Source organism: Roseateles sp. (assembly GCF_965262435.1).
GTDB lineage: Bacteria > Pseudomonadota > Gammaproteobacteria > Burkholderiales > Burkholderiaceae_C > Paucibacter_A.
The window spans coordinates 1,428,951-1,448,457 of the sequence record NZ_OZ253537.1; the positions used below are offsets into that span (position 1 = coordinate 1,428,951).

Genomic DNA, 19,507 nt, shown 5'->3' on the forward strand with positions numbered 1-19,507 from the left:
TTTCCGATGTGTCGACAAGCGGGGCTGCAGGAATCTATTCTTTACGATCGCCCCGCGCCGCCCGCCCTAAACTGGCGGTCGCCCGCGTTCTTCATTTGACTTCCCCGGCCTTGGAGCTTGCCCTTGATGAAACTCTCAACGCTCGGCCTGAGCCTGATCTTGCTGGCCGGCACCTGGGCGCCCAGCGCGCCGGCGCAAAGCGTGGCGCCAGCCTCCAGCAGCAGCAGCAACAACGAAGCCCAGGCGCGCGTGATCGTGCGCTTCAAGCCGGCCGCCGCCAGCGTGCGCGCCAAGGCCCTGTCGGTCTCCATGAGCCGCGCAGCGGCCCAGGATGTGGCACAGACCCGGGCCACCGGTCTGGGCCTGCGCAGCGGCCTCAATTCGCGCACCCGCCAGGGTTTGCGAGCCCTGCGCAGCCTGGATGAACGCACCCATGTCATCGTTGCCAGCGGCATCAGCTCCGCCGCGCTGGCCCAGCAACTGGCGCTGGATTCGGAAGTCGAGCTGGCGGTGGTGGACCAGCGCCGTCGCCATACCCGCGTGCCCAACGACCCGTTTTACAGCACCGCCCTGCCCAGCGGCCCCAGCGTCGGCCAGTGGTATCTAAAGACGCCGAGCACGGTGCCCGGCGAGGCGGTGTCCAGCATCAATGCGCCAGCGGCTTGGGACATCAACACCGGCCACAGCAGCATCGTCGTTGCTGTGCTCGACACCGGCATCCGCAAGGACCACCCCGAGCTGGCCGGGCAGATCGTCGGTGGCTACGACATGGTGGGCTTCAACTCCTCCAGCGCCCAGACCACGGCCACCGCCAATGACGGTGATGGCGCCGATGCCGACGCCTCCGACCCGGGCGACTGGGTCAGCCAGGCCGACATCAATGCCGGCACCCTGGGCAGCGGTTGCGATGCCAGCGACATCGGCAACAGCTCCTGGCATGGCACGCGCGTCGCCGGCCTGATTGCCGCAGCCGCCAACAACGGCGCGGGCATGGCCGGCGTGGCCTGGGGCGTGAAGATCCTGCCGGTGCGGGTGCTGGGCAAATGCGGCGGCTATGACTCCAACATCATTGCCGGCATGCAATGGGCTGCCGGCGTGGCCGTGCCTGGCCTGCCCAGCAACCCCAATCCGGCCAAAGTCCTGAATATGAGCCTGGGCGGCAGCGGCGCCTGTGGCACGTCCGGGACCGGCCAGCTCTACCGCGACGCCATCAGCCAAGTCACGGCGCGCGGTGCCAGCATCGTGGTCGCAGCCGGTAACAGCGAGGGCCTGGCCGTCGGCCTGCCCGGCAACTGCCCCGGCGTGATCACGGTCACCGGCCTGCGCCATGTCGGCAGCAAGGTGGGCTTTTCCAGCATCGGCCCCGAGGTCGGGATCGCTGCGCCGGGTGGCAACTGCGTCAACCTCAGCGGTGCCTGCCTCTACCCCATGTTCAGCACCACCAACAGCGGCACGACCACGCCGGTGGTCGGGGACTCGTCCTACACCAACAACGGCGCTTCGGTGGGCACCAGCTTCTCGACCCCGGTGGTGGCCGGCACGGTGGCCCTGATGCTGTCGGTGCGGCCGAGCATGACGCCAGCCGAGGTGCTGAGCACCTTGCGCAGCACCGCGCGGCCCTTTGCCAGCAGCGGCGGTACAGCCGGAATTCCCCAGTGCACCGCGCCCACGGCCACCGCCCAGGATGAGTGTTATTGCACGACCAGCACCTGCGGTGCCGGCATGCTGGACGCCGGCGCAGCGGTGGCCGCGGCGCGTGCTGCCAACGGCGCGGCGCTGCAGATCAGCAGCAGTCCGGCCACACCGGTGGCCGGCCAGGTGCTCAGCCTGAGCGCCAGCAGCAGCACGCTCGGCAGCGGCCGCAGCATCGCCAGCGCCGCCTGGACCTTGAGCTCCGGCGGCGGCATCGTCAGCGGCTTCAGCTCGGGCACCAGCACGCAGACGGTGACCTTGACCCCCAGTGGCGCCGGCAGCTTCAGCGTGACGGTGCAGCTGACCGATGATCTCGGCACGGTCCACAGCCTGACGCGCAGCATCAGTGTCATGGCGGTCGGCAGCGCGGCGCAGACGATCAGCTTCACGGCCCCGACCGGCCTGGTGTTCGGTCAACCTCCTGTCTCGCTGCTGGCCACGGCCAGCTCCGGCCTGGCGGTCAGTTTCAGCAGCAGCACGCCGGCCGTGTGCACGGTCAGCGGCAGCAGCTTGAGCTTGCTGGCCGGCGGCAGCTGCACTGTGCTGGCCAGCCAGCCCGGCAACGTGGCGTTTGCCGCCGCGCCTTCGATCAGCCGCAGCTTCACGGTCGGGCCGGCCGCCCAGACCCTGAGCTTCCCGGCGCTGGCCGACCAACAGATGGGCACGGCGCCGCCGGCGCTCAGTGCCACGGCCAGTTCGAGCTTGGCGGTCAGCTTCGAGAGCAGCACGCCCGCCGTCTGCTCGGTCAGCGGCTCGGCCCTGAGTCTGCTCAGTTCAGGCGTTTGCACGGTCCTGGCCAAGCAAGCCGGTAACAGCAGCTACCAGGCCGCCGCCGATGTGGCGCGCAGCTTCAATGTGGCGCTGGCACCGCAGACCCTCAGCTTCCCCGCCATCGCCAACCAAACTCTGGGCACGGCCGCACCAGCTTTAGCGGCCACGGCCAGTTCCGGCTTGCCCGTCAGCTACAGCTCCGGCAGCACGTCGGTCTGCAGCGTCACGGGCAACAGCCTGTCGCTGTTGGCGGCGGGCACCTGCACACTGACGGCCAGCCAGGCCGGCAACAGCAGCTTCGCTGCCGCTGCGCCGGTCAGCCAGAGCTTCGCGGTGGCCGCCGCGCCGGTCGTCAGCACGCCGACCCCGAGCAGCAACTCGGGCGGTGGTGGCGGCGCCTTCAGTGGGGCTTGGTTGGGTCTGCTGGCACTGGCTGCCTGGGCCTTGCGGGCCGGCCCGCAGCGCCGTCGCTGACGATGGCGCAGCGCGACTGAGCTCGGCCGCAGGGCCTGGCTCAGCTCAACGGCCGCCGCTGGATGCAGGGGCAGCCGTGGTGGCCGATGCAGCCGAAGCGGAGGTGACCGCAGCCAGGGCGGCCGCATTGCAGTTCTTGAAGCCGGCCGCCAGCGCCGGGCTCTTCAGGCTGCGCAGCTGGGCCCGGCGTGCGCCGTCGGCCTGGGCGAAAACCAGGCTGTGGCGCTTCAATGGCGCTTGCAACTGAAGGACCTGCAAGGCCTTGATGCTGCGCTGCCCCAGGCGCTCCATTTGCAGGGCGGCAGCCTTTTCGCTGGCATGGCGGCTCAGCAGCAGGGCTGGCATTTCGGCCGGCACGCCGCTCAGCGGCTCGTAGCCGATCTTCGCCTTCTTCAGCACGTCTTCCTTGCGTGTCTGCAATTCCTTGTTGGCGAAGCGGGTCGTGGTCACCGCCCAGACGCCGGCTTGTTCATTGTGCAGAGCCTGCCATTCGCTGGCCGGCACGCCGGCGCCGGCCAGCACGTTCTGTGCGGCCAGCAGGGCGGCATCGCCCTCCAGCGGGCCCAGTTCGACGCAGGCGCGCTGCTGCAAGGCCTTGGCTGCCTGCGCGCTGAGCAGCTCGATGCGTTCGGGCGTCTGCTGCGCCGCCAGGCGCTGCGGCTCGCGGTCGCCGGTGGCCCTGATGCCGACCACGCCGTCCAGCCAGCCGCGCGTCCAGGAGAAGAACAAGGCGTTCAGGATCAGCAAGAGGGCGAGCAGGGCGCGCAGCATGGTGTGGGCAGGCTTGTGGCTTCAGGTCGAAAGGGTTGACGGGGAGGAGGGGTTGGATAGGCGCAGGCTGACTTCGCCGGCGCTGACGCTCTGCAGACCTTGGGCGGTTTCCAGCAGCAGGCTGCCGTCGGCGCTCACGCCGCGCGACGTCCCTTCGAGGCTGCCGGCGCTGACGGCCTGGCCCAGGGTCAGGTCGCGCCGCGCGTAGGCCGTCAGCCAGCCGGCAAAGCCGCCGTGCGGAAAATCGACCAGACAGCGCGCCATGGCCGGGGCGATGCGGGCCAGCACGGCCGGTGCGGCTAGGCTGGGGTCCAGCTCTTCGAGCGCCGCAAAGCCGGTGTTGAAGGCCGTGCTGCCGTGGCTGTCTTCGGCCGCGGCCAGGCTGTGGATGTTCAGGCCCACGCCGATGATGGCCATGCGCTGTGCGCCGGCTGGCACGGTTTCGATCAGGATGCCGCCGAGTTTGCGGCCATCGAGCCAGAGGTCATTGGGCCACTTCAGCTGCAGGCGCGGAAGTGCTTGCCCGCCCAGAGCCGCGGCGGGTTCGAGTGCGTCGGCGATGGCGCAACCGATGGCCAGGGACAGACCCGACCAGTCGCTCAGCTCCATGGGCAGGCCCAGAGAGAAGGTCAGCGAGGCGCCGGGGCTGGACAGCCAGGCCCGGCCCTGGCGGCCGCGGCCGTGGGTCTGGTGCTCGGCCACCAGCAGGCAGGGCAGCATGTCGTGGGCACGCCGGCCATAGCGCGCTTCGCTGCCTTGTTGGGCTTGCTGGCGCACCCGCTCCAGCAAGGCGCTGTTGGTCGACGCTGTGCGGGCCAGCACTTCAATGCTGATGCCGGGCAGCAAGGGGGTCAGGGCTTGCCAGAGGGCTTCGGCTTGCCAGTCTTGGTGCGGGCTGTCAGTGGGGTTCATGGGCGGCGGGACATCACTCAGCGACATAACTCAACGTTTGGGCGCCAACATGGTGCCACGGCAGAAGGGGCTGCCGCAGTAGCAGGCGAACTCTTTCTTCAGCTTCGGCGTGTAGCGCTCGTCGATGGTCAAACCGTAGTCGTAAAACAACTCTTCACCGGGAGACAGGTCTTGCAGGGCCTTGATGAAAACCCGGCCATTGCTTTCGTCGGTCTCGCAATTGGGCTCGCAGGAGTGGTTGATCCAGCGCGAGCTGTTGCCGCCGTAGAGGGCGTCGATGACGCGACCGTCCTCGATGTGGAAGTAAAACGTGTGGTTGGGCTGCTTGGGATCATGAGGGTGGCGCTCCATGGCCTCGTCCCAACTGATGAGCTCGCCGGTGTATTCGATGATGGTCTCGCCGGCCGCGATCGGCGCCAGCGCATAGACTCCGCGCCCATGGACGCCCGAATTCCTGACCTGGATGCGACGACCCTTGCTGCTGGGCTTGGCAAGTTCGGCCGGGGCCGGGGCAGACTTTTTGCGGGCGGCTTGCGTCATCGGAAGTTGTGGTTACATTGAATTCATGGGTGTGCGCGCGTGCATGTACGTGCATGGGCGTGCGCGAGGCCGGATTGTAGGCAGGCCGGAGCCAGGTGCTTCGGCCGGCGTTGAAATACACGAGTAGAGAACTTCATCACCATCATGAGCAAGACACTGATCATTGCCGAGAAGCCGTCCGTGGCGCAGGACATCGTCCGCGCCTTGACCCCCAAGGCGGGGAAGTTCGACAAGCACGATGAATACTTCGAGAGCGAGGACTTCGTGGTCAGCTCGGCGGTCGGCCACTTGGTGGAGATCAAGGCACCGGAGGAATTCGACGTCAAGCGCGGCAAGTGGAGCTTCGCCAATCTGCCCGTGATCCCGCCGCACTTCGACCTCAACCCCATCGACAAGGTCAAGGGCCGCCTCAATGCCCTGGTCAAGCTGATCCGCCGCAAGGATGTGACCCATCTGATCAACGCCTGTGACGCGGGCCGCGAGGGTGAGCTGATCTTCCGCCTGATCGTGCAATACGCCGGCACGGCCAAGACCGCCATCACCAAGCCGGTCGAGCGCCTGTGGCTGCAGTCGATGACGCCGCAAGCGATCCGCGATGGTTTCGACAAACTCAAGAGCGACGCGCAGATGATGCCGCTGGCCGATGCCGCGCGCTGCCGCTCCGAGGCCGACTGGCTGGTGGGCATCAATGGCACGCGCGCCATGACGGCTTTCAACTCGCGTGACGGCGGCTTCTTCCTGACCACCGTGGGCCGGGTGCAGACGCCGACCCTTTCCATCGTGGTGGAGCGCGAAGAAAAGATCCGCAAGCATGTGGCGCGCGATTACTGGGAGGTGCGCGGCACCTTCGATGCCCAGGCCGGCCAGTACGAAGGCAAGTGGTTCGATCCGAGCTGGAAGAAGGGCGAGGACGCCGAATCGCGCGCCGACCGCATCTGGAATCGCGCCGATGCCGACGCGATTGCCAGTGCCGCCCAGGGCCAGCCGGCCAGCGTGCGCGAGGAGAGCAAGCCCACCACCAGCAGCTGCGGTGGCCTTTACGACCTGACCACCTTGCAGCGTGAGGCCAACTCTCGCTTCGGCTTCTCGGCCAAGACCACGCTGTCCCTGGCTCAGGCCCTGTACGAAAAGCACAAGGTGCTGACCTACCCCCGGACCGACTCGCGCTTCCTGCCCGAGGATTATTTGGCTGTGGCCAAGCAGACCGCTGAGATGATTGCCGGCGAGGACCTACCCGGCCCGCTGCGTGAGCTGGCGGGCCACGCCCGCAAGGCGCTCAACGAGGGCTATATCAAGCCGACCAAGAAAGTCTTCGACAACTCCAAGGTCTCGGATCACTTCGCCATCATCCCGACCCTGCAGGCGCCCAAGAGCCTGACCGACATCGAGGCCAAGCTCTACGACCTGGTGGTCAAGCGCTTCCTGGCGGTGTTCTTCCCGCCGGCCGAGTTCCTGGTCACCACCCGCATCAGCACCGTCAAGGCGGCGGGTAAGGAACTGAACTTCCAGACCAATGGCAAGGTGCTGGTCAAGCCGGGCTGGCTGGCTGTGTACGGCAAGGAGGCGCAAGAGGACGACGCCAATCTGGTGGCCGTGGCCCCGGGCGAGGTGGTGCGCACCGAGTCGGTCGACGTGAAGAGCCTGGCCACCAAGCCGCCCGCCCGCTACACCGAAGCGACCTTGCTCTCGGCCATGGAAGGCGCCGGCAAGCTGATCGACGACGAAGAGCTGCGCGCTGCCATGACCGAAAAGGGCCTGGGCACGCCAGCGACCCGCGCCGCCACCATCGAAGGCTTGCTGACCGAGAAATACATGCTGCGCGACGGCCGCGAGCTGATCCCCACCGCCAAGGCCTTCCAGCTGATGACCCTGCTGCGCGGCCTGGACATCAAGGACCTGACCAAGCCCGAGCTGACCGGCGACTGGGAGTTCCAGCTCTCCGAGATGGAAAAGGGGCGCCTGAACCGCGACGAATTCATGGCCAAGATTGCCGCCATGACCGAGCGCGTGGTGCAAAAAGCCAAGGAATACGACCGCGACACCATCCCCGGTGACTACGCCACCCTGAAGACGCCCTGCCCGAAGTGCAGCGGCGTGGTCAAGGAGAACTACCGCCGATTCACCTGCACCGGCAAGGATGGCGCGTCGGAGGGCTGTGGCTTCTCGATCGGCAAGATCCCCGGCGGCCGCAGCTTTGAGTTGCACGAGGTGGAGCAGTTCCTGGCCGACAAGAAGATCGGCCCGCTGGAAGGCTTCCGCTCCAAAGCCGGCTGGCCCTTCACGGCCGAGTTGGCCCTGGTCTTCGACGAAGAGATCAAGAACTGGAAGCTCGAGTTCGACTTCGGCGATGACGGCAAGAACGGCGAGGGCGATGGCGAGGCGGTGGACTTCAGCGCCCAGACCTCGCTGGGCGCCTGCCCCAAGTGCCAGGGCCGGGTCTTCGAGCATGGCAGCAACTACGTCTGTGAGCATGCCGTCGGCGCCACCGTCACCTGCGATTTCAAGAGCGGCAAGATCATCTTGCAGCAGCCGATCGAGATCAGCCAGATGCAAAAGCTGCTCAGCGAGGGCAAGACCGCGCTGCTGGAAAACTTCGTCTCTAACAAGACCCGGCGCAAGTTCAAGGCCTTCCTGGCTTTTGATGCCAAGGCCGGCAAGGTGATGTTCGAGTTCGAGCCGCGCGCGGCCAAGCCCGGTGCACCGGTCCGTGCCGCAGCCAAGCCGGCCGCCAGCGAGGCCGCCGCGCCCGTCAAGACGGTCGCAGCCAAGAAAGTGGCAGCCAAGAAAGCACCGGCCAAGAAGGCCGCAGCCAAGAAGACCGTGGCCAAGAAGAGCGCCTGATCAGGCTTGGTCCTGACGCCCGTGCGTGCGGTCCTGGGGCCGCCCCTCTCATGCACGCCCGGGCAAAGGCGCTATGCTGATGCGCAGAGCAGTTGAGTTAGGTTCGGCCTGACGCTTGCGAGCGTTCAGTTCGGTGCCTTGGTCCGGCCTTGGTCAGGAGTGAATGCATGGCCCCTGTGCGAGTGAGCTTCGGCATCCAGTCCCGCTTGGTCGTGGGCATTGCGCTGGCCGCGGGCCTGCTGGCCCTGGGCCTGGGTTGGTACTGGACTGCGCGCGAGGAGCTGGAGCTCAACCAGGCCCTGGCGCAGCGCCAGGAGCGCATGGCCAGCCTGGTCGCCCTGGGTTTTGCCGGGCCGATCTGGAACCTCGACAACATCGCCATCAAGCATCTGCTCGATGCGGTGATGGCCGACCCGGAAGTTCATGCCATCGAACTGCGCCCGGTCGGCGTCAATGCCGAGCCCATGCGCCGGCAGCGCAGCGAAGCGGCGCTCGACCCCTTGCAGCGGCAGTTCGATGTCCGCTACCAGGCCGCGCCCGATGTCGCGCCCACCGTGGTCGCCCAGGCCACCCTGGTGCTCAGTCGCGAACGTGTCCATGCCCAGGTGGCGCAGATGCGGCGCTTTGTCGCCAGTCTGCTGGCGGCCATGTTGGCGGCGGTCCTGGCGGCCAGCTTTGTGCTGGTCTACCGCCTGGTCAAGCGCCCGGTGCAAAGGCTGGGCCAGATGGCACGCCAGGTGGCCGAGGGTCAGCTGGGTGCCAGCACCGAAGTCGAGCGGAGCGATGAGATCGGCCTGCTGACCGAGCAGTTCAATCTCATGAGTGCGCGCCTGCAAGCCTCGTCCGAAGGCTTGCAGCTGAGCGAGGAGCGATTCCGCAGCTTGTTCGAGAACGCCACCGAAGGCATTTTTCAGGCCGACGCGCGCGGGCGCTTGCTCAGCCTCAACCGCGCCCTGGCCCAGATGCTGGGTTTCAGCACGCCGGCCAAGGCCTTGAGCATGGGCCGGCGTTTGCGCAGCCTGGTGCAGATCGAGGCGCAGGAGTTCAAACGCATCGCCATGGCCTTGCAGCGCCACCGGCTGCTGCAACAGGTGCCCATGCTGATCGCCACCAATGAGGGCCGCCAGCTCTGGGTGGAGCTGAGCATCCATGTGGTGCCCGGTGGCGGCAGCCAGGGCCTGCGCATCGAAGGCATGGTCAGTGACATCACCCAGCGCCGCATCGCCGAACAGGAACTCACCCATTACCGCGATCACCTGGAAGACGTGGTGACCGAGCGCACCCGAGAGCTCAGCGAGGCCAAGCTGCGTGCCGAAAGCGCCAGCCAGAGCAAGAGCCGTTTTCTGGCCACCATGAGCCATGAGTTCCGCACGCCCCTGAATGCCATCCTCGGCTTTGGCCAGCTGCTGCAGATGGACCACAGCCTGAGCGCCGCGCAGCTGACCAAGGTCGGGCAGATCCGCGATGCCGGCGAGCATTTGCTCAGCCTGATCACCGATGTGCTGGACATGGCCAGCATCGAGGCCGGCAAGGTCCGCCTGCAGCCGAGTTCGGTGGATCTGCGCGCCTTGCTGGACATGGTGGCGGACAGCGTGCGCCTGCGCGCCGAGCAGAAAGGCCTGGTCTTCGATGTCGATGTGGCCGCCCAGTTGCCCGCGCGCGTGCTCGTCGATGGCCAGCGCCTGCGCCAGGTGCTGATGAATCTGCTCTCCAATGCCGTCAAGTTCACCGACAACGGCAGCTTCGGCCTGCAAGTGCGCCTGCGTTCGGAGCTGGATCACAGCGTCCGCATCGGCTTTGCCGTCCACGACACCGGCATCGGCATCGCCGCGCGCATGCTGGACCGCTTGTTCCAGCCCTTCGAGCAGGTCGCGGAAGACGCGCGCTGCCTGGGCGGCACAGGCCTGGGGCTGTCCATCAGCCAGCAGCTGGTGCGCGAGATGGGCGGCGAGATCCGCGTGCACAGCGAGCTGGGCCACGGCAGCGTGTTCGAGTTCGACTTGGTCTTGCCGACCACCCACTGACAGGGTTCTGCGACTGAAGGCCCCGGGCGGGGTCGCGGCCAGGGGCGGCATACTCCGCCCCCATGAGCTGGATCGTTTTCAACAAGCTGCTGGCGATTTTGATCGCCGTGGCCATTGGCTGGTTTGTCGGCCGCATGCGCTGGCTCGGCGATGCCGACGCCGGCGGCAGCGGCGGTGACCCGGCCCGGGTGCTGTCGAATGTCGCCTTCTACATCTTCGTGCCGGCCCTGCTGTTCCGCACCACGGCGCGGGTGGACTTTGCCAGCCTGCCCTGGCTGACCTTGGCGGCGTTTTTCCTGCCGGTGCTGGGTTTGCTGGTGGCAATCTATGCATTCCAGCGCTGGCGCGGTGCGGCCGAGAAGGGCCCGGCCGTGCCCAGTGTGCAGGCCATCACCGCCACCTTCGGCAACACCTTGCAGGTCGGCGTGCCGCTGGCGGCCGGTGTCTTCGGCGAGGCCGGCCTGGCCATTCACATCACCGTGGTCAGCCTGCATGCGCTGAGCATCTTGACCGTGCTGACCCTGCTGGTGGAGCTGGATCTGGCGCGCGCACGCAGCCAACAATCGCCCACGGGTCTGGGCGCGCTGCTGCTCAACACGGTACGCAACACCGTCATTCACCCGGTGGTGCTGCCGGTGCTGGCCGGCCTGGGCTGGAATGCCCTGGGCCTGCGCCTGCCTGCGGTGCTGGACGAAGTGCTGCAGATGTTGGGCACGGCCGTGGTGCCGCTGTGCCTGACCCTGATCGGCATGTCCCTGGCCTATCTGGGCTGGCCACGGACTTGGCGCGCGGTGCTGGGCCTGGTGGCCGCCAAGCTGCTTCTGCTGCCGGCCGTGGTGCTGGTGTTCGCGCATTGGGGCCTGGGCCTGGCCGGCATGCCGCTGGGGGTCATCGTCATGATGGCGGCCCTGCCGACCGGCTCGAACGCCCTGATTTTTTCCCAGCGTTACCGCTGCCAGGAAGGCGAGACCACGGCCGCTGTCGTGCTGTCCACCTTGTGCTTCATGCCCACCGCGGCCATCTGGCTGGCGCTGCTGGCCTGGCTCTGAGGCGCCGCGGGGCGAGCCCTCGTGTTCAGTTCGCGGGCTGCAGATGGTCCAGCGCCCGTTCGGCCTGGCCGCGCTCGAAGTCACCCAGGCTGCGCGCTTCCAGGCGGTAGCGGCGCAGCAGGCCGGCGTCGGCCGGCATCTGCGCGGCCAGGGCCGTCAGAACCGTTCGGCGTTCGAAGCCGGAGTCCATGCCAGCCATACCGTCCAGCACGGCCTCATAGCTGCTCAGCTGCGCCGGCGCGTGTTGGAGCAGGGTCAGCAAGGCCTCGCGGCGCTCGAAGTCGCTGTCGATCCGGCGTGCCGCGGCCGCGAAGGACTGCACCGCTGTGGGCGTGGCCTGGTTCAGGTGATGCGCCATGCCGGCCAGGGCTGTGCGCTGCTCGAAGTCCGAGTCCAGTGTGCGGCTGGCTTGCAGGGCGGCATCGAGCTGGGCCGGGCTGAGGCGGGCACGTTCGGTCAGGCTGGTCAGGACCAGGCGCTTCTCGAAGTCGGATGCCATGGGTGCGATGGCTTGCGCCCAGGCTTGCAAGGTGGCCGGCTCCTGGCCCAAATGCGGCGCCAGGCTCTCCAGCACCTGGCGGCGCTCGAAGTCGGAGTCCATGCCGTCCAGGGCCTGCAGCAGGCTGCGTTGCAGCGCTTCGTCGAGGGTCTGCAGCTTCAGCAGGGCTTGCAGGCATTGGCGGCGCTCGAAGTCTGAATCCAGGGTCTGGCTCAGCTGCAAGAGCCGGCTCAGCGTGGCGGGACTTTGCGGGCCGGTCTGCAGAAAAGCCAGCATGCGTCCGCGCCGCAGATGCTCGCTGCGGGCGCTGGCGAGATCGGCCAGCACGGCCTCGCTGCCGCCCTGCTTGAGCAGACGCTGCACCCGGGCGCCGCTGCCCTGCAGCAGTTCGGCGGCCTCGCCGATCTTCTCGGCCAGCCAGCGCTGGCCTTCGGCGTCGGGTGCTTGTTCCAGGCCGTTGAGGGTGTAGCGGCGCTGGACGCCGTCATCGGCTGGCGAGAAGCTGGCACGTCGGTGCAGGCCCGCGCGGCTTTCGTCAATCACCAGGCTGCCGCCGCTCAGGCGCAGCACCTCGTCCTGCGCCGCATTGAAGACCGGGCTGCCCGAAATATGGATGGACAGATGGCCGTCCGGGCTCTGCTCGTTCATGCGGGTGTGGCTGCCGCCCTCGATCAGTTGGCCGGCCCAGTCACCCAGAGAACGCCAGCCGGGGCTGTCGGCATGGACCAGGCCCAGCATGGGCAGGCTCAAGGCCATGGCGACCAGGGTGGCGACGCCGAGCAGTTGCAGGCGGTGTTGATTCGGTGCTTTGGGTGTGTCCATGGCGGGCTTCTCCAGCAGGGTGTGAATGCGTTGCAGCAAGGGGTTGTTCTTGCCCGTGCCCGCGGCCATGGCACTGGCCAGGGCCGGCAGGCGGCGGGTTTGCAGGGCCTGGGCGCAGGCATACAGGCTTTCGGCCAGGGCCAGGCGCGCGGCGGGTTGGCGGGCGGCCCAGTCGTCGCAGGCCAGCTCGGCCAGGGCGTCCAGGCGGCGCAGGGCCAGGCGGTTCAAGGGCTGAAGCCAAGCCAGGCTCAGGAGCAGCTGACCGGCCAGACGCCAGGCCGGGTCGCGGCGGCGCAGATGGGCAATCTCATGGGCCAACACCGCTTCCATCTGGCCGCTGTCGAGGCGCTGCAAGGCCCAGCGCGGCAGGCAGATGGCGCCACCGGGCAGTAGCACCGGGCTGGCCCAATGCTCGCTGATGTGCAGTGGTGGCCGGCGCAGGCCAGCGCGGGCGGCCTGGCGCTCGGCCAGAACCAGCAGGGGCGCGTCGCTGAGCGAGGGCAGCTGACGCACCTGGCGATGCAGCTGCAGCCAGCGCGCGGACGTCAACATCAAACCGGCCAGGCCGAGCAGTAGCCAGGCCAGGGTCAGCGCCGCCCACGCTGTGGCGAGAGACTTGTCTGGCGCGGCCGTGGCGGGCCGGGCGGCTAGCGCGCTCTCAGCCTGCACCGGCTCGACACGCAGGTCGGGTGCTGCCAAGGTTTCCCGCTGCTGCGCGATCGACAGGCCGGGTGGTGCCACGGTTTCGTTTTGCTGACTTGGCCACGCCGCCAGCAGGGGCTGCAGGCTGGCCGTGAGCAAGGCGCCGAACAAGGCCCAGCGCCAGAGCAGCTCGCGCCAGGCGGCAAGGCGTCGGTCCAGGGCACCGGTTCGTTCCAAGGCCCAGAGTCCGGCGATCAAGACGCTGCTGTGCAGCAGATAGTTGAGCAGCCAGTTGCCCAGCGCAGCCAGCAGCTCAAGCATGGCGCCCCCCTTTGCGGGCCAGCAGCGCGCGCATGCGGGCCAGGTCGGCGTCGCCGATCTCGTTTTCCTGCACCAGATGGTTGAGCAGGGCGCTGGCCTGGCCGGCAAACAAGCTGCTCAGCAAACCGCTGACCATGGACTTCTGAACCTCGGGCTCGGACACGGCGGCGCGGTAGAGCAGGGCGCGGCCCTCGCGCTCGCTCAGCACCAGGCCGCGCTTCTCCAGGCGGGTCAGCAAGGTGGCAACCGTGGTGTGGGCCAGCGGCCGCTCGGCACGCAAGGCCTCCACCACTTCGGCGGTGCTGGCCTGGCCGCGTTCCCACAGCACTTTCATCAGGCTCAGCTGCAGCTCGCTGAGGCTGACATCCTGGGCGTCTTCAGACATGGTTTGCTTTCATCTACAGTCGTAGTACTACAAATGTAGTTGATGGCCTGCGGCGGCGCAAGAGGCCTAGGGTTTGTGCGAGCAGTGGCGGCCGTCGCGTAGCGCCGCTCTATGCTGTGGCCTCCAGTGTTTGGAACAGAAGAGAAGGGTTGGAGCGATGGACCTTCAATTGCACGGCCTGCGTGCCCTGGTCACGGGCGGCTCGGCCGGTATCGGCGCCGCCATCGTGCGTGCCCTGGCGGCCGAGGGCTGCGAGGTGGCCTTCTGTGCCCGCCAGCCGGAGCGTCTGCAGGCTTGCCTGGCCGACCTGCAATCGGCCGGCCTGCCCGGCGCGCTGCAGGCCCGCGCACTTGATGTCTGCCAGCCCGGGGCCTTTGAGGCCTGGCTGGAAGAGTTGGGCTCGCTGGACATCCTGGTGCTCAATGTCAGCGCCCTGTCGAGCGACTGGGCGCAAGCGCTGGACGTGGACTTGCGTGCGACCGTGCGCTGCGCCGAAGCCGCGCTGCCGCTGTTGCGTCGTTCCAAGCATGGCGCCCTCACTTACATCGGGTCCAAGGCTGGGTCGCTGGCGGCACCGAACTCCGCGGCCTATGGCGCCGCCAAGGCGGCCCTGGCCCATTACATGAAGTCGCTGTCGGCGCGCGTTCTGCCGGAGGTGCGCGTCAACACCGTCTCGCCGGGCGACACCTGGGTGGCAGACGGCCTCTGGGGGCGGGTCCAGGAGCAGGAGCCCGAGATCTATGCCCGGGTGCTGCAACGCAACCCCTTGCAGCGGCTGGCCCGCCCGGACGAAATCGCCCGGGTGGCCTGCTTTGTCTCCAGCCCGGCGGCCAGCTTTGTGGCGGGCGCCAACTGGTATGTCGATGGCGGTTCGACCGCCCATGTCCAGTTCTAGTGCGCTGGACAAGACGCTAAACTAATTCATTAGCCCAGCGTTCTTAGTTTGCTGTTGATCAGTTCGGCAGCAAATTGAGATTGAAGGCCAGTGCCTGCTCGCCATTGCTCTGGCACTTGAGTTCGCGCATGGCCTGCTGAACTTGGCGACGCATCTCGGTCGGGACATTTTGCTGGCGCACCTGGCTGACCTTGTCGCCCTTGACGGTGAACTCGACGCGGGCCAGGGTGCCGGTCTGGAGCTTCTGAACGCCGCGGTCCAGGGCCTGCTGCATCTTGCTGTCGATCTGCGGGCAGACCTGGCGGACCGGGCCGTTCTCTTCGGGGCTCAGCACGGCGGCCTGCGCGCCGAGGGCGGCGAGTGCCAACAGGCTGGCGGCGGTGAGGGTGCGTGCGGTGTTGAAGTGCTTCATGGTGTGGGCCTTTTGCTGTGCTGTGTGCCGACTCCGGCACGGGGTGGAAAGTCGATGGAGTCACTGTAGAAAGACAGCCGCGCAAGCGACAGCGTGCCGCGATGAACTTCCAGATCGGAGCGACCATCTGCAGGCCAGCGGGATGAACGGTTGCGTCAAACAAGAGGCGATCTCATGTCCTAGGCAATCAGGTGCAACCCTTGTGCGTCAGGCGATTTGCCAGCCCATGAGCAATGGCATGGGGGGTGTCGCAGGCCGCCTTCGCGGGGGGGCTGCGAACACATCGCGGAGAATGAGCGGATGAGCTCGACACCCACCGTTTCCTCCTTGACCGCCCTGGCCGCCAAGGACCTGCCCGCCTATATGAACACCGTGGGCCAGGCTGCCCGTCAGGCTTCGCGCCTGATGGCTGCGGCCTCCACCGCCGCCAAAAACCAGGCCTTGCTGAGCCTGGCCAGGCACCTGCGCCATGCCGGGCCGGCCTTGGCCGCCGCCAACGCCCGCGATTTGAAGGCAGCGGCCGCGGCCGGCCTGGACGGCCCCATGCTGGACCGCCTGAAGCTGAGCCCCGAGGTGATCGAGACCGTGGCCCAGGGCTGCGAGCAGATCGCCGCCATGCCCGACCCGGTGGGCGAAATCAGCGGCCTTAAGCGCCGCCCCAGCGGCATCAGCGTCGGGCAGATGCGCGTGCCCCTGGGTGTGTTCGGCATGATTTACGAGAGCCGGCCCAATGTCACCATTGAGGCCGCCTCCCTGGCCATCAAGAGCGGCAATGCCTGCATCCTGCGCGGCGGCTCGGAGGCGATTCATTCCAATCTGGCCCTGGCCGAGCTGGTGGCGGCGGCGCTGCGCGAAGCCGGCCTGCCGCCCGACGGCGTGCAGCTGATCGCCAGCACCGACCGCGCCGCGGTCGGCCTGCTGATCACCGCGCCCGAGCATGTGGATGTGATCATCCCGCGCGGCGGCAAGGGCTTGATCGAGCGCATCAGCGCCGAGTCCAAGGTGCCCGTCATCAAACACCTCGACGGCAACTGCCATTGCTATGTTGATTCCGAGGTGGACTTCGACTTGGCCCTGACCGTGGTCATGAATGCCAAGACCCAGAAGTACAGCCCCTGCAATGCCACCGAATCCCTGCTGGTGCATGCCGAGAGTGCGTCGGACTTCCTGCCCCATATCGGCGCCCTGCTGGCCGAGAAGGGTGTGGAGATGCGCGGCTGCTCGCGCAGCCTGGCCCTGCTCGGCCCCATCCCTGGCGCCGTGATCAAGCCGGCGACCGAGGCGGACTGGAGCGAGGAGTATCTGGCGCCCATCCTCAGCATCAAGGTGGTGGACAGCCTCGATGAAGCCATCGAACACATCAACCGCTATGGCTCGCATCACACCGACGCCATCCTGAGCAGCAACCACGCCCATGCCATGCGCTTTTTGCGCGAGGTCGATTCGGCCAGCGTCATGGTCAATGCCAGCACACGCTTTGCCGACGGCTTCGAGTACGGTCTGGGCGCCGAGATCGGCATCTCCACCGACAAGCTCCATGCCCGCGGTCCGGTCGGCCTGGAAGGCCTGAGCTCGCTCAAGTGGGTGGTGCTGGGGCAGGGCGAAGTGCGTCGCTGAACATGGGCGAGAGCGCCCGCCAGACCGAGCTGAACGAGCTGCTGCGCCAGGCTCAAAGCCTGGCTGAAGCCGCGCGAGGCCCCTGGCTGGCCGCCTTGGCGGCGCGCGATGAGGCCCTGGCCTTAGAGCTGGCGCAGCGTTTGGTGCAGCAGGCGGAGACCCAGTTCCCCGCCGCCTCCATGGCTCCGCCCGTCAGCGCGGCGCCAGCGCTGGACGAAATCACGGAAGCCCCCTCGCTCAGCGGCCAGCGCATGGGGGCCTGGCAGCTGCTGCGCAAGATCGGCGAGGGCGGCATGGGTCAGGTCTGGTTGGCCCGGCGTGCCGACGGCTTGTACGAGCAGGAGGCGGTGGTCAAGCTGCTGCGCAGCGATCTGCAGCAGGCACCTCTGTCACAGCGCTTTGCGCGCGAACGGGCGGTGCTGGCCCGGCTCAAGCACCCCGGCATTGCTCGCTTGCTCGATGCCGGCATTGCCGCGGGCGTGCCCTATCTGGTGCTGGAGTATGTGGCCGGCCGCAATTTGGGCGAGCATGTGCGGGCCGAGTGCCCCACGGTGGCCTCGCGGGTGGCGCTGCTGATTCGCGTGGCCCAGGCGGTCGAGCATGCCCATGCCCAGCTGGTGGTGCACCGCGACCTCAAGCCCTCGAATGTGATGGTCAGCAGCGAGGGTGAAGTCAAGGTGCTGGATTTCGGCATCGCTGGCTTGCTCGATGAAGAAGACCCGGGCCATCTGACCCGCCTCAGCGGCCGGGGCTTGACTTTGTCTTATGCCTCGCCCGAGCAGCTCAGTGGTGCGCCGGTCGGCGTGGCGGCCGATGTGTTTTCGCTCGGCGTGCTGCTGTTCGAGATGATCTCAGGGCGCCTGCCTTTCTACAGCGAGGGCAGCAGCCGCACAGCGATTGAATATGCGCTGCTGCACCAGGATGCGCCGCGCCTGGGGGCTTTGCTGGCCCAGGCCCCGGATGCGGATGCGCCGGTCGGCGCCCGGCCGCTCGATGCCGAGCGGGCCCGCGGCGACCTGGAGGCCATCGTCGCCAAGGCCTTGCGCAAGCTGCCCGAGGACCGTTACCCGGCTGTCGGCGCCTTGATCGAGGACCTGTCGCGCTGGTTGCGCCACCGGCCGGTCAGCGCTCGCCGCGAGGATTGGCGCCACCGGATCCGGCTCTGGTTGCGCCGCAATGCCCTGGCGGCGTCCTTGTCCGGCGGCCTGGCGTTTGCTGTGCTGCTGGGTCTGGCTGTGAGCCTGGATCAGTGGCGCCGCGCGCAGGCGGCGGCACGGGAGTCCGATCAGGTGACGCTCTACCTGACTGAGCTGCTGGGCAGCGCCAGCCCCGATGTTCATGGCGGCCAGGCGCCCACGGTGATGGTCCTGCTGGAAAAGAGCCGCAGCGAGCTGGCCGGCAAATTCCAGGACGAGCCCGCGACCAAGGCGCGTCTGCTCTCGGTGCTGGCCCAAACCTACGCCTCGCTGGACCGCTACGACCTGGCTGCCCCGCTGGCGCGTGAATGGGTGGCCCTGACCGCCCAACTCCACGGTGAAGACGACGAGCGCACGGTGGAGGCGCACATCAAGCTGGCGCAGATCTATGTGCCCACCGGGCCGCACGATCTCGTGGTCGCCGAGCTGGAGCCGCTGCGCGAGCGCGTGGCGCGCCTGCATGGCCCCAAGTCCGACCGCATGCGCGAGATCCACTACGCGCTGGCCAATGGCTATATGAAAACCGGGCGCCTGGCCGAGGCGAAAGTGGCCTTGGATCAAGCCGGCGAGCTGGTGCGCTTGCTCTACCCCGAGGGCCATTTCTACCGGACCTTCCATCACATGGTCGAGGCGGTACGCCTGGCCGGCGAGGGGCGCATCGGCGAGGCCAGGGAGCAGCTGCGCCTGACCGAGCCGGCGCTGCAGAACTCGCCCAAGGAAAACTTGCGCCATGCCTTGGCCATCCGCCGCAACATCCTGACCATGGATATCCGTGCGGGGAAGTACGAAGGGGTCGAGGCGCGTGCCCAAGCGCTGGGCGAGGAGATGGACCGTCTGCATGGCCGCGGCAACTCCATGCGTGCCTTCATGTATCCGGAGATTGCGCGTTATCACAGCGACCGCGCCGAGTACGCCCAGGCCCTGGCGGCCCGTCAGGCTTTCAACACCCAGGGCAACGGTGCGCCCTTCAACGCCCGGACGGCCGCCAAGGCCTCGCTCTTGCTGGCCCGCGCCCAAGCGGGCGCCGCGCCGGCCGCGAGCTTGCGCAGCGAGGCCCTGGAGCTGCTGAAGGAAATTGAGTCGACCCGGGCGCAGATGGGCGTGAGCCGGGCCGAAGCCTGGCTGGCCCTGGCTCGCAGCGGCCTGGTGCTGGGTGACTTGGTTCTGGCGGCCGACGCCGTCGCCCGCCTGCGCGGCGATACCGATCTGCACCTCGATCGCGATCTCTGGCTGGACAGCCGCGTGGCCCAGGCTGAAGGGGAACTGCTGCGCGCCCGCGGCGACCTGGCCGGCAGCCGGCGCCTACTGGCCCGGCGCGTGGCCCTGCTGGAAACCAGTCCGGATCGCCAGGTTCCGCCGCTCTGGCAGGCCCGGCTGGATCTGGCCCTGACCCTGGTGATGATGGGCGCGCCGGATGCCGCCGAGGCCCTGGCCGCCGCCCAGCAGGCCAGGCCGCCCGAGATGCCCGCGGGTCATCCATTCGATGCGCTGCAGGCGCTCATGCAGGCGCAACTCGGGTCGCCCGCTGGCGATACCGCCGCGATTCGGCAGGCCCGTGCGGCGCTGCAAAGCGCCCTGCAGCGCGGCGCCACCCATGCCCCCGAGATCCGGCCGGATCTCGGGGGCTGGTTCTAACCCCGAATT

At 67.8% G+C, this 19,507-nt stretch carries 13 protein-coding genes; 7 read left to right on the forward strand and 6 right to left on the reverse strand.

Annotated features, from left to right (window positions below; genetic code table 11):
- The first annotated feature begins 126 nt into the window (after positions 1–126).
- Complete coding sequence (locus ACQY39_RS06170; protein WP_428504406.1) at positions 127–2,937, forward strand: S8 family peptidase; 2,811 nt, start codon at positions 127–129, stop codon at positions 2,935–2,937.
- A 45-nt stretch (positions 2,938–2,982) separates the two neighbouring features.
- On the opposite strand, the gene ACQY39_RS06175 is transcribed toward ACQY39_RS06170, so the two are convergent.
- From ACQY39_RS06175 to ACQY39_RS06185, 3 genes are read right to left on the reverse strand one after another with little or no spacing between them, the layout of a single operon-like run.
- Positions 2,983–3,708, reverse strand: a complete 726-nt coding sequence (locus ACQY39_RS06175; protein WP_428504408.1) for a hypothetical protein — start codon at positions 3,706–3,708, stop codon at positions 2,983–2,985.
- A 21-nt stretch (positions 3,709–3,729) separates the two neighbouring features.
- Entirely contained in the window at positions 3,730–4,620 is an 891-nt protein-coding gene (locus tag ACQY39_RS06180; RefSeq protein WP_428504410.1) for a biotin--[acetyl-CoA-carboxylase] ligase, read from the reverse strand.
- Positions 4,621–4,650: 30 nt separating this feature from the next.
- Positions 4,651–5,160, reverse strand: a complete 510-nt coding sequence (locus ACQY39_RS06185; RefSeq protein ID WP_428504412.1) for an SET domain-containing protein — start codon at positions 5,158–5,160, stop codon at positions 4,651–4,653.
- 144 nt (positions 5,161–5,304) lie between these two features.
- Between ACQY39_RS06185 and ACQY39_RS06190 the strand changes: the two genes are divergently transcribed.
- The 3 genes from ACQY39_RS06190 to ACQY39_RS06200 all read left to right on the forward strand — a co-directional run bounded on the left by ACQY39_RS06190 (position 5,305) and on the right by ACQY39_RS06200 (position 11,074).
- Positions 5,305–8,001 carry a DNA topoisomerase III gene (locus tag ACQY39_RS06190; protein WP_428504414.1) on the forward strand — a complete coding sequence of 899 codons (2,697 nt, stop codon included), beginning with the start codon at positions 5,305–5,307 and terminating at the stop codon, positions 7,999–8,001.
- A gap of 167 nt (positions 8,002–8,168) precedes the next feature.
- Positions 8,169–10,025: an ATP-binding protein gene (locus ACQY39_RS06195; protein WP_428504416.1), complete on the forward strand. Its 1,857-nt coding sequence runs from the start codon at positions 8,169–8,171 to the stop codon at positions 10,023–10,025.
- A gap of 62 nt (positions 10,026–10,087) precedes the next feature.
- Positions 10,088–11,074 carry an AEC family transporter gene (locus tag ACQY39_RS06200; RefSeq protein ID WP_428504418.1) on the forward strand — a complete coding sequence of 329 codons (987 nt, stop codon included), beginning with the start codon at positions 10,088–10,090 and terminating at the stop codon, positions 11,072–11,074.
- Between the two features lie 25 nt (positions 11,075–11,099).
- On the opposite strand, the gene ACQY39_RS06205 is transcribed toward ACQY39_RS06200, so the two are convergent.
- Complete coding sequence (locus ACQY39_RS06205; protein ID WP_428504420.1) at positions 11,100–13,358, reverse strand: M56 family metallopeptidase; 2,259 nt, start codon at positions 13,356–13,358, stop codon at positions 11,100–11,102.
- The gene (locus ACQY39_RS06210; protein ID WP_428504422.1) at positions 13,351–13,743 is read right to left on the reverse strand and encodes a BlaI/MecI/CopY family transcriptional regulator; all 393 of its coding nucleotides are present in this window, start codon (positions 13,741–13,743) and stop codon (positions 13,351–13,353) included. The genes ACQY39_RS06205 and ACQY39_RS06210 overlap by 8 nt, the downstream gene beginning before the upstream one ends.
- A gap of 157 nt (positions 13,744–13,900) precedes the next feature.
- Between ACQY39_RS06210 and ACQY39_RS06215 the strand changes: the two genes are divergently transcribed.
- The gene (locus ACQY39_RS06215) at positions 13,901–14,638 is read left to right on the forward strand and encodes an SDR family NAD(P)-dependent oxidoreductase (RefSeq protein WP_428504424.1); all 738 of its coding nucleotides are present in this window, start codon (positions 13,901–13,903) and stop codon (positions 14,636–14,638) included.
- A gap of 58 nt (positions 14,639–14,696) precedes the next feature.
- On the opposite strand, the gene ACQY39_RS06220 is transcribed toward ACQY39_RS06215, so the two are convergent.
- Entirely contained in the window at positions 14,697–15,050 is a 354-nt protein-coding gene (locus ACQY39_RS06220) for a hypothetical protein (protein WP_428504426.1), read from the reverse strand.
- Between the two features lie 363 nt (positions 15,051–15,413).
- On the opposite strand from ACQY39_RS06220, the gene ACQY39_RS06225 reads away from it, so the two are divergent.
- Entirely contained in the window at positions 15,414–16,667 is a 1,254-nt protein-coding gene (locus tag ACQY39_RS06225) for a glutamate-5-semialdehyde dehydrogenase (RefSeq protein ID WP_428510735.1), read from the forward strand.
- Between the two features lie 2 nt (positions 16,668–16,669).
- Positions 16,670–19,498, forward strand: a complete 2,829-nt coding sequence (locus ACQY39_RS06230; protein ID WP_428504428.1) for a protein kinase domain-containing protein — start codon at positions 16,670–16,672, stop codon at positions 19,496–19,498.
- Positions 19,499–19,507 lie beyond the last annotated feature (9 nt).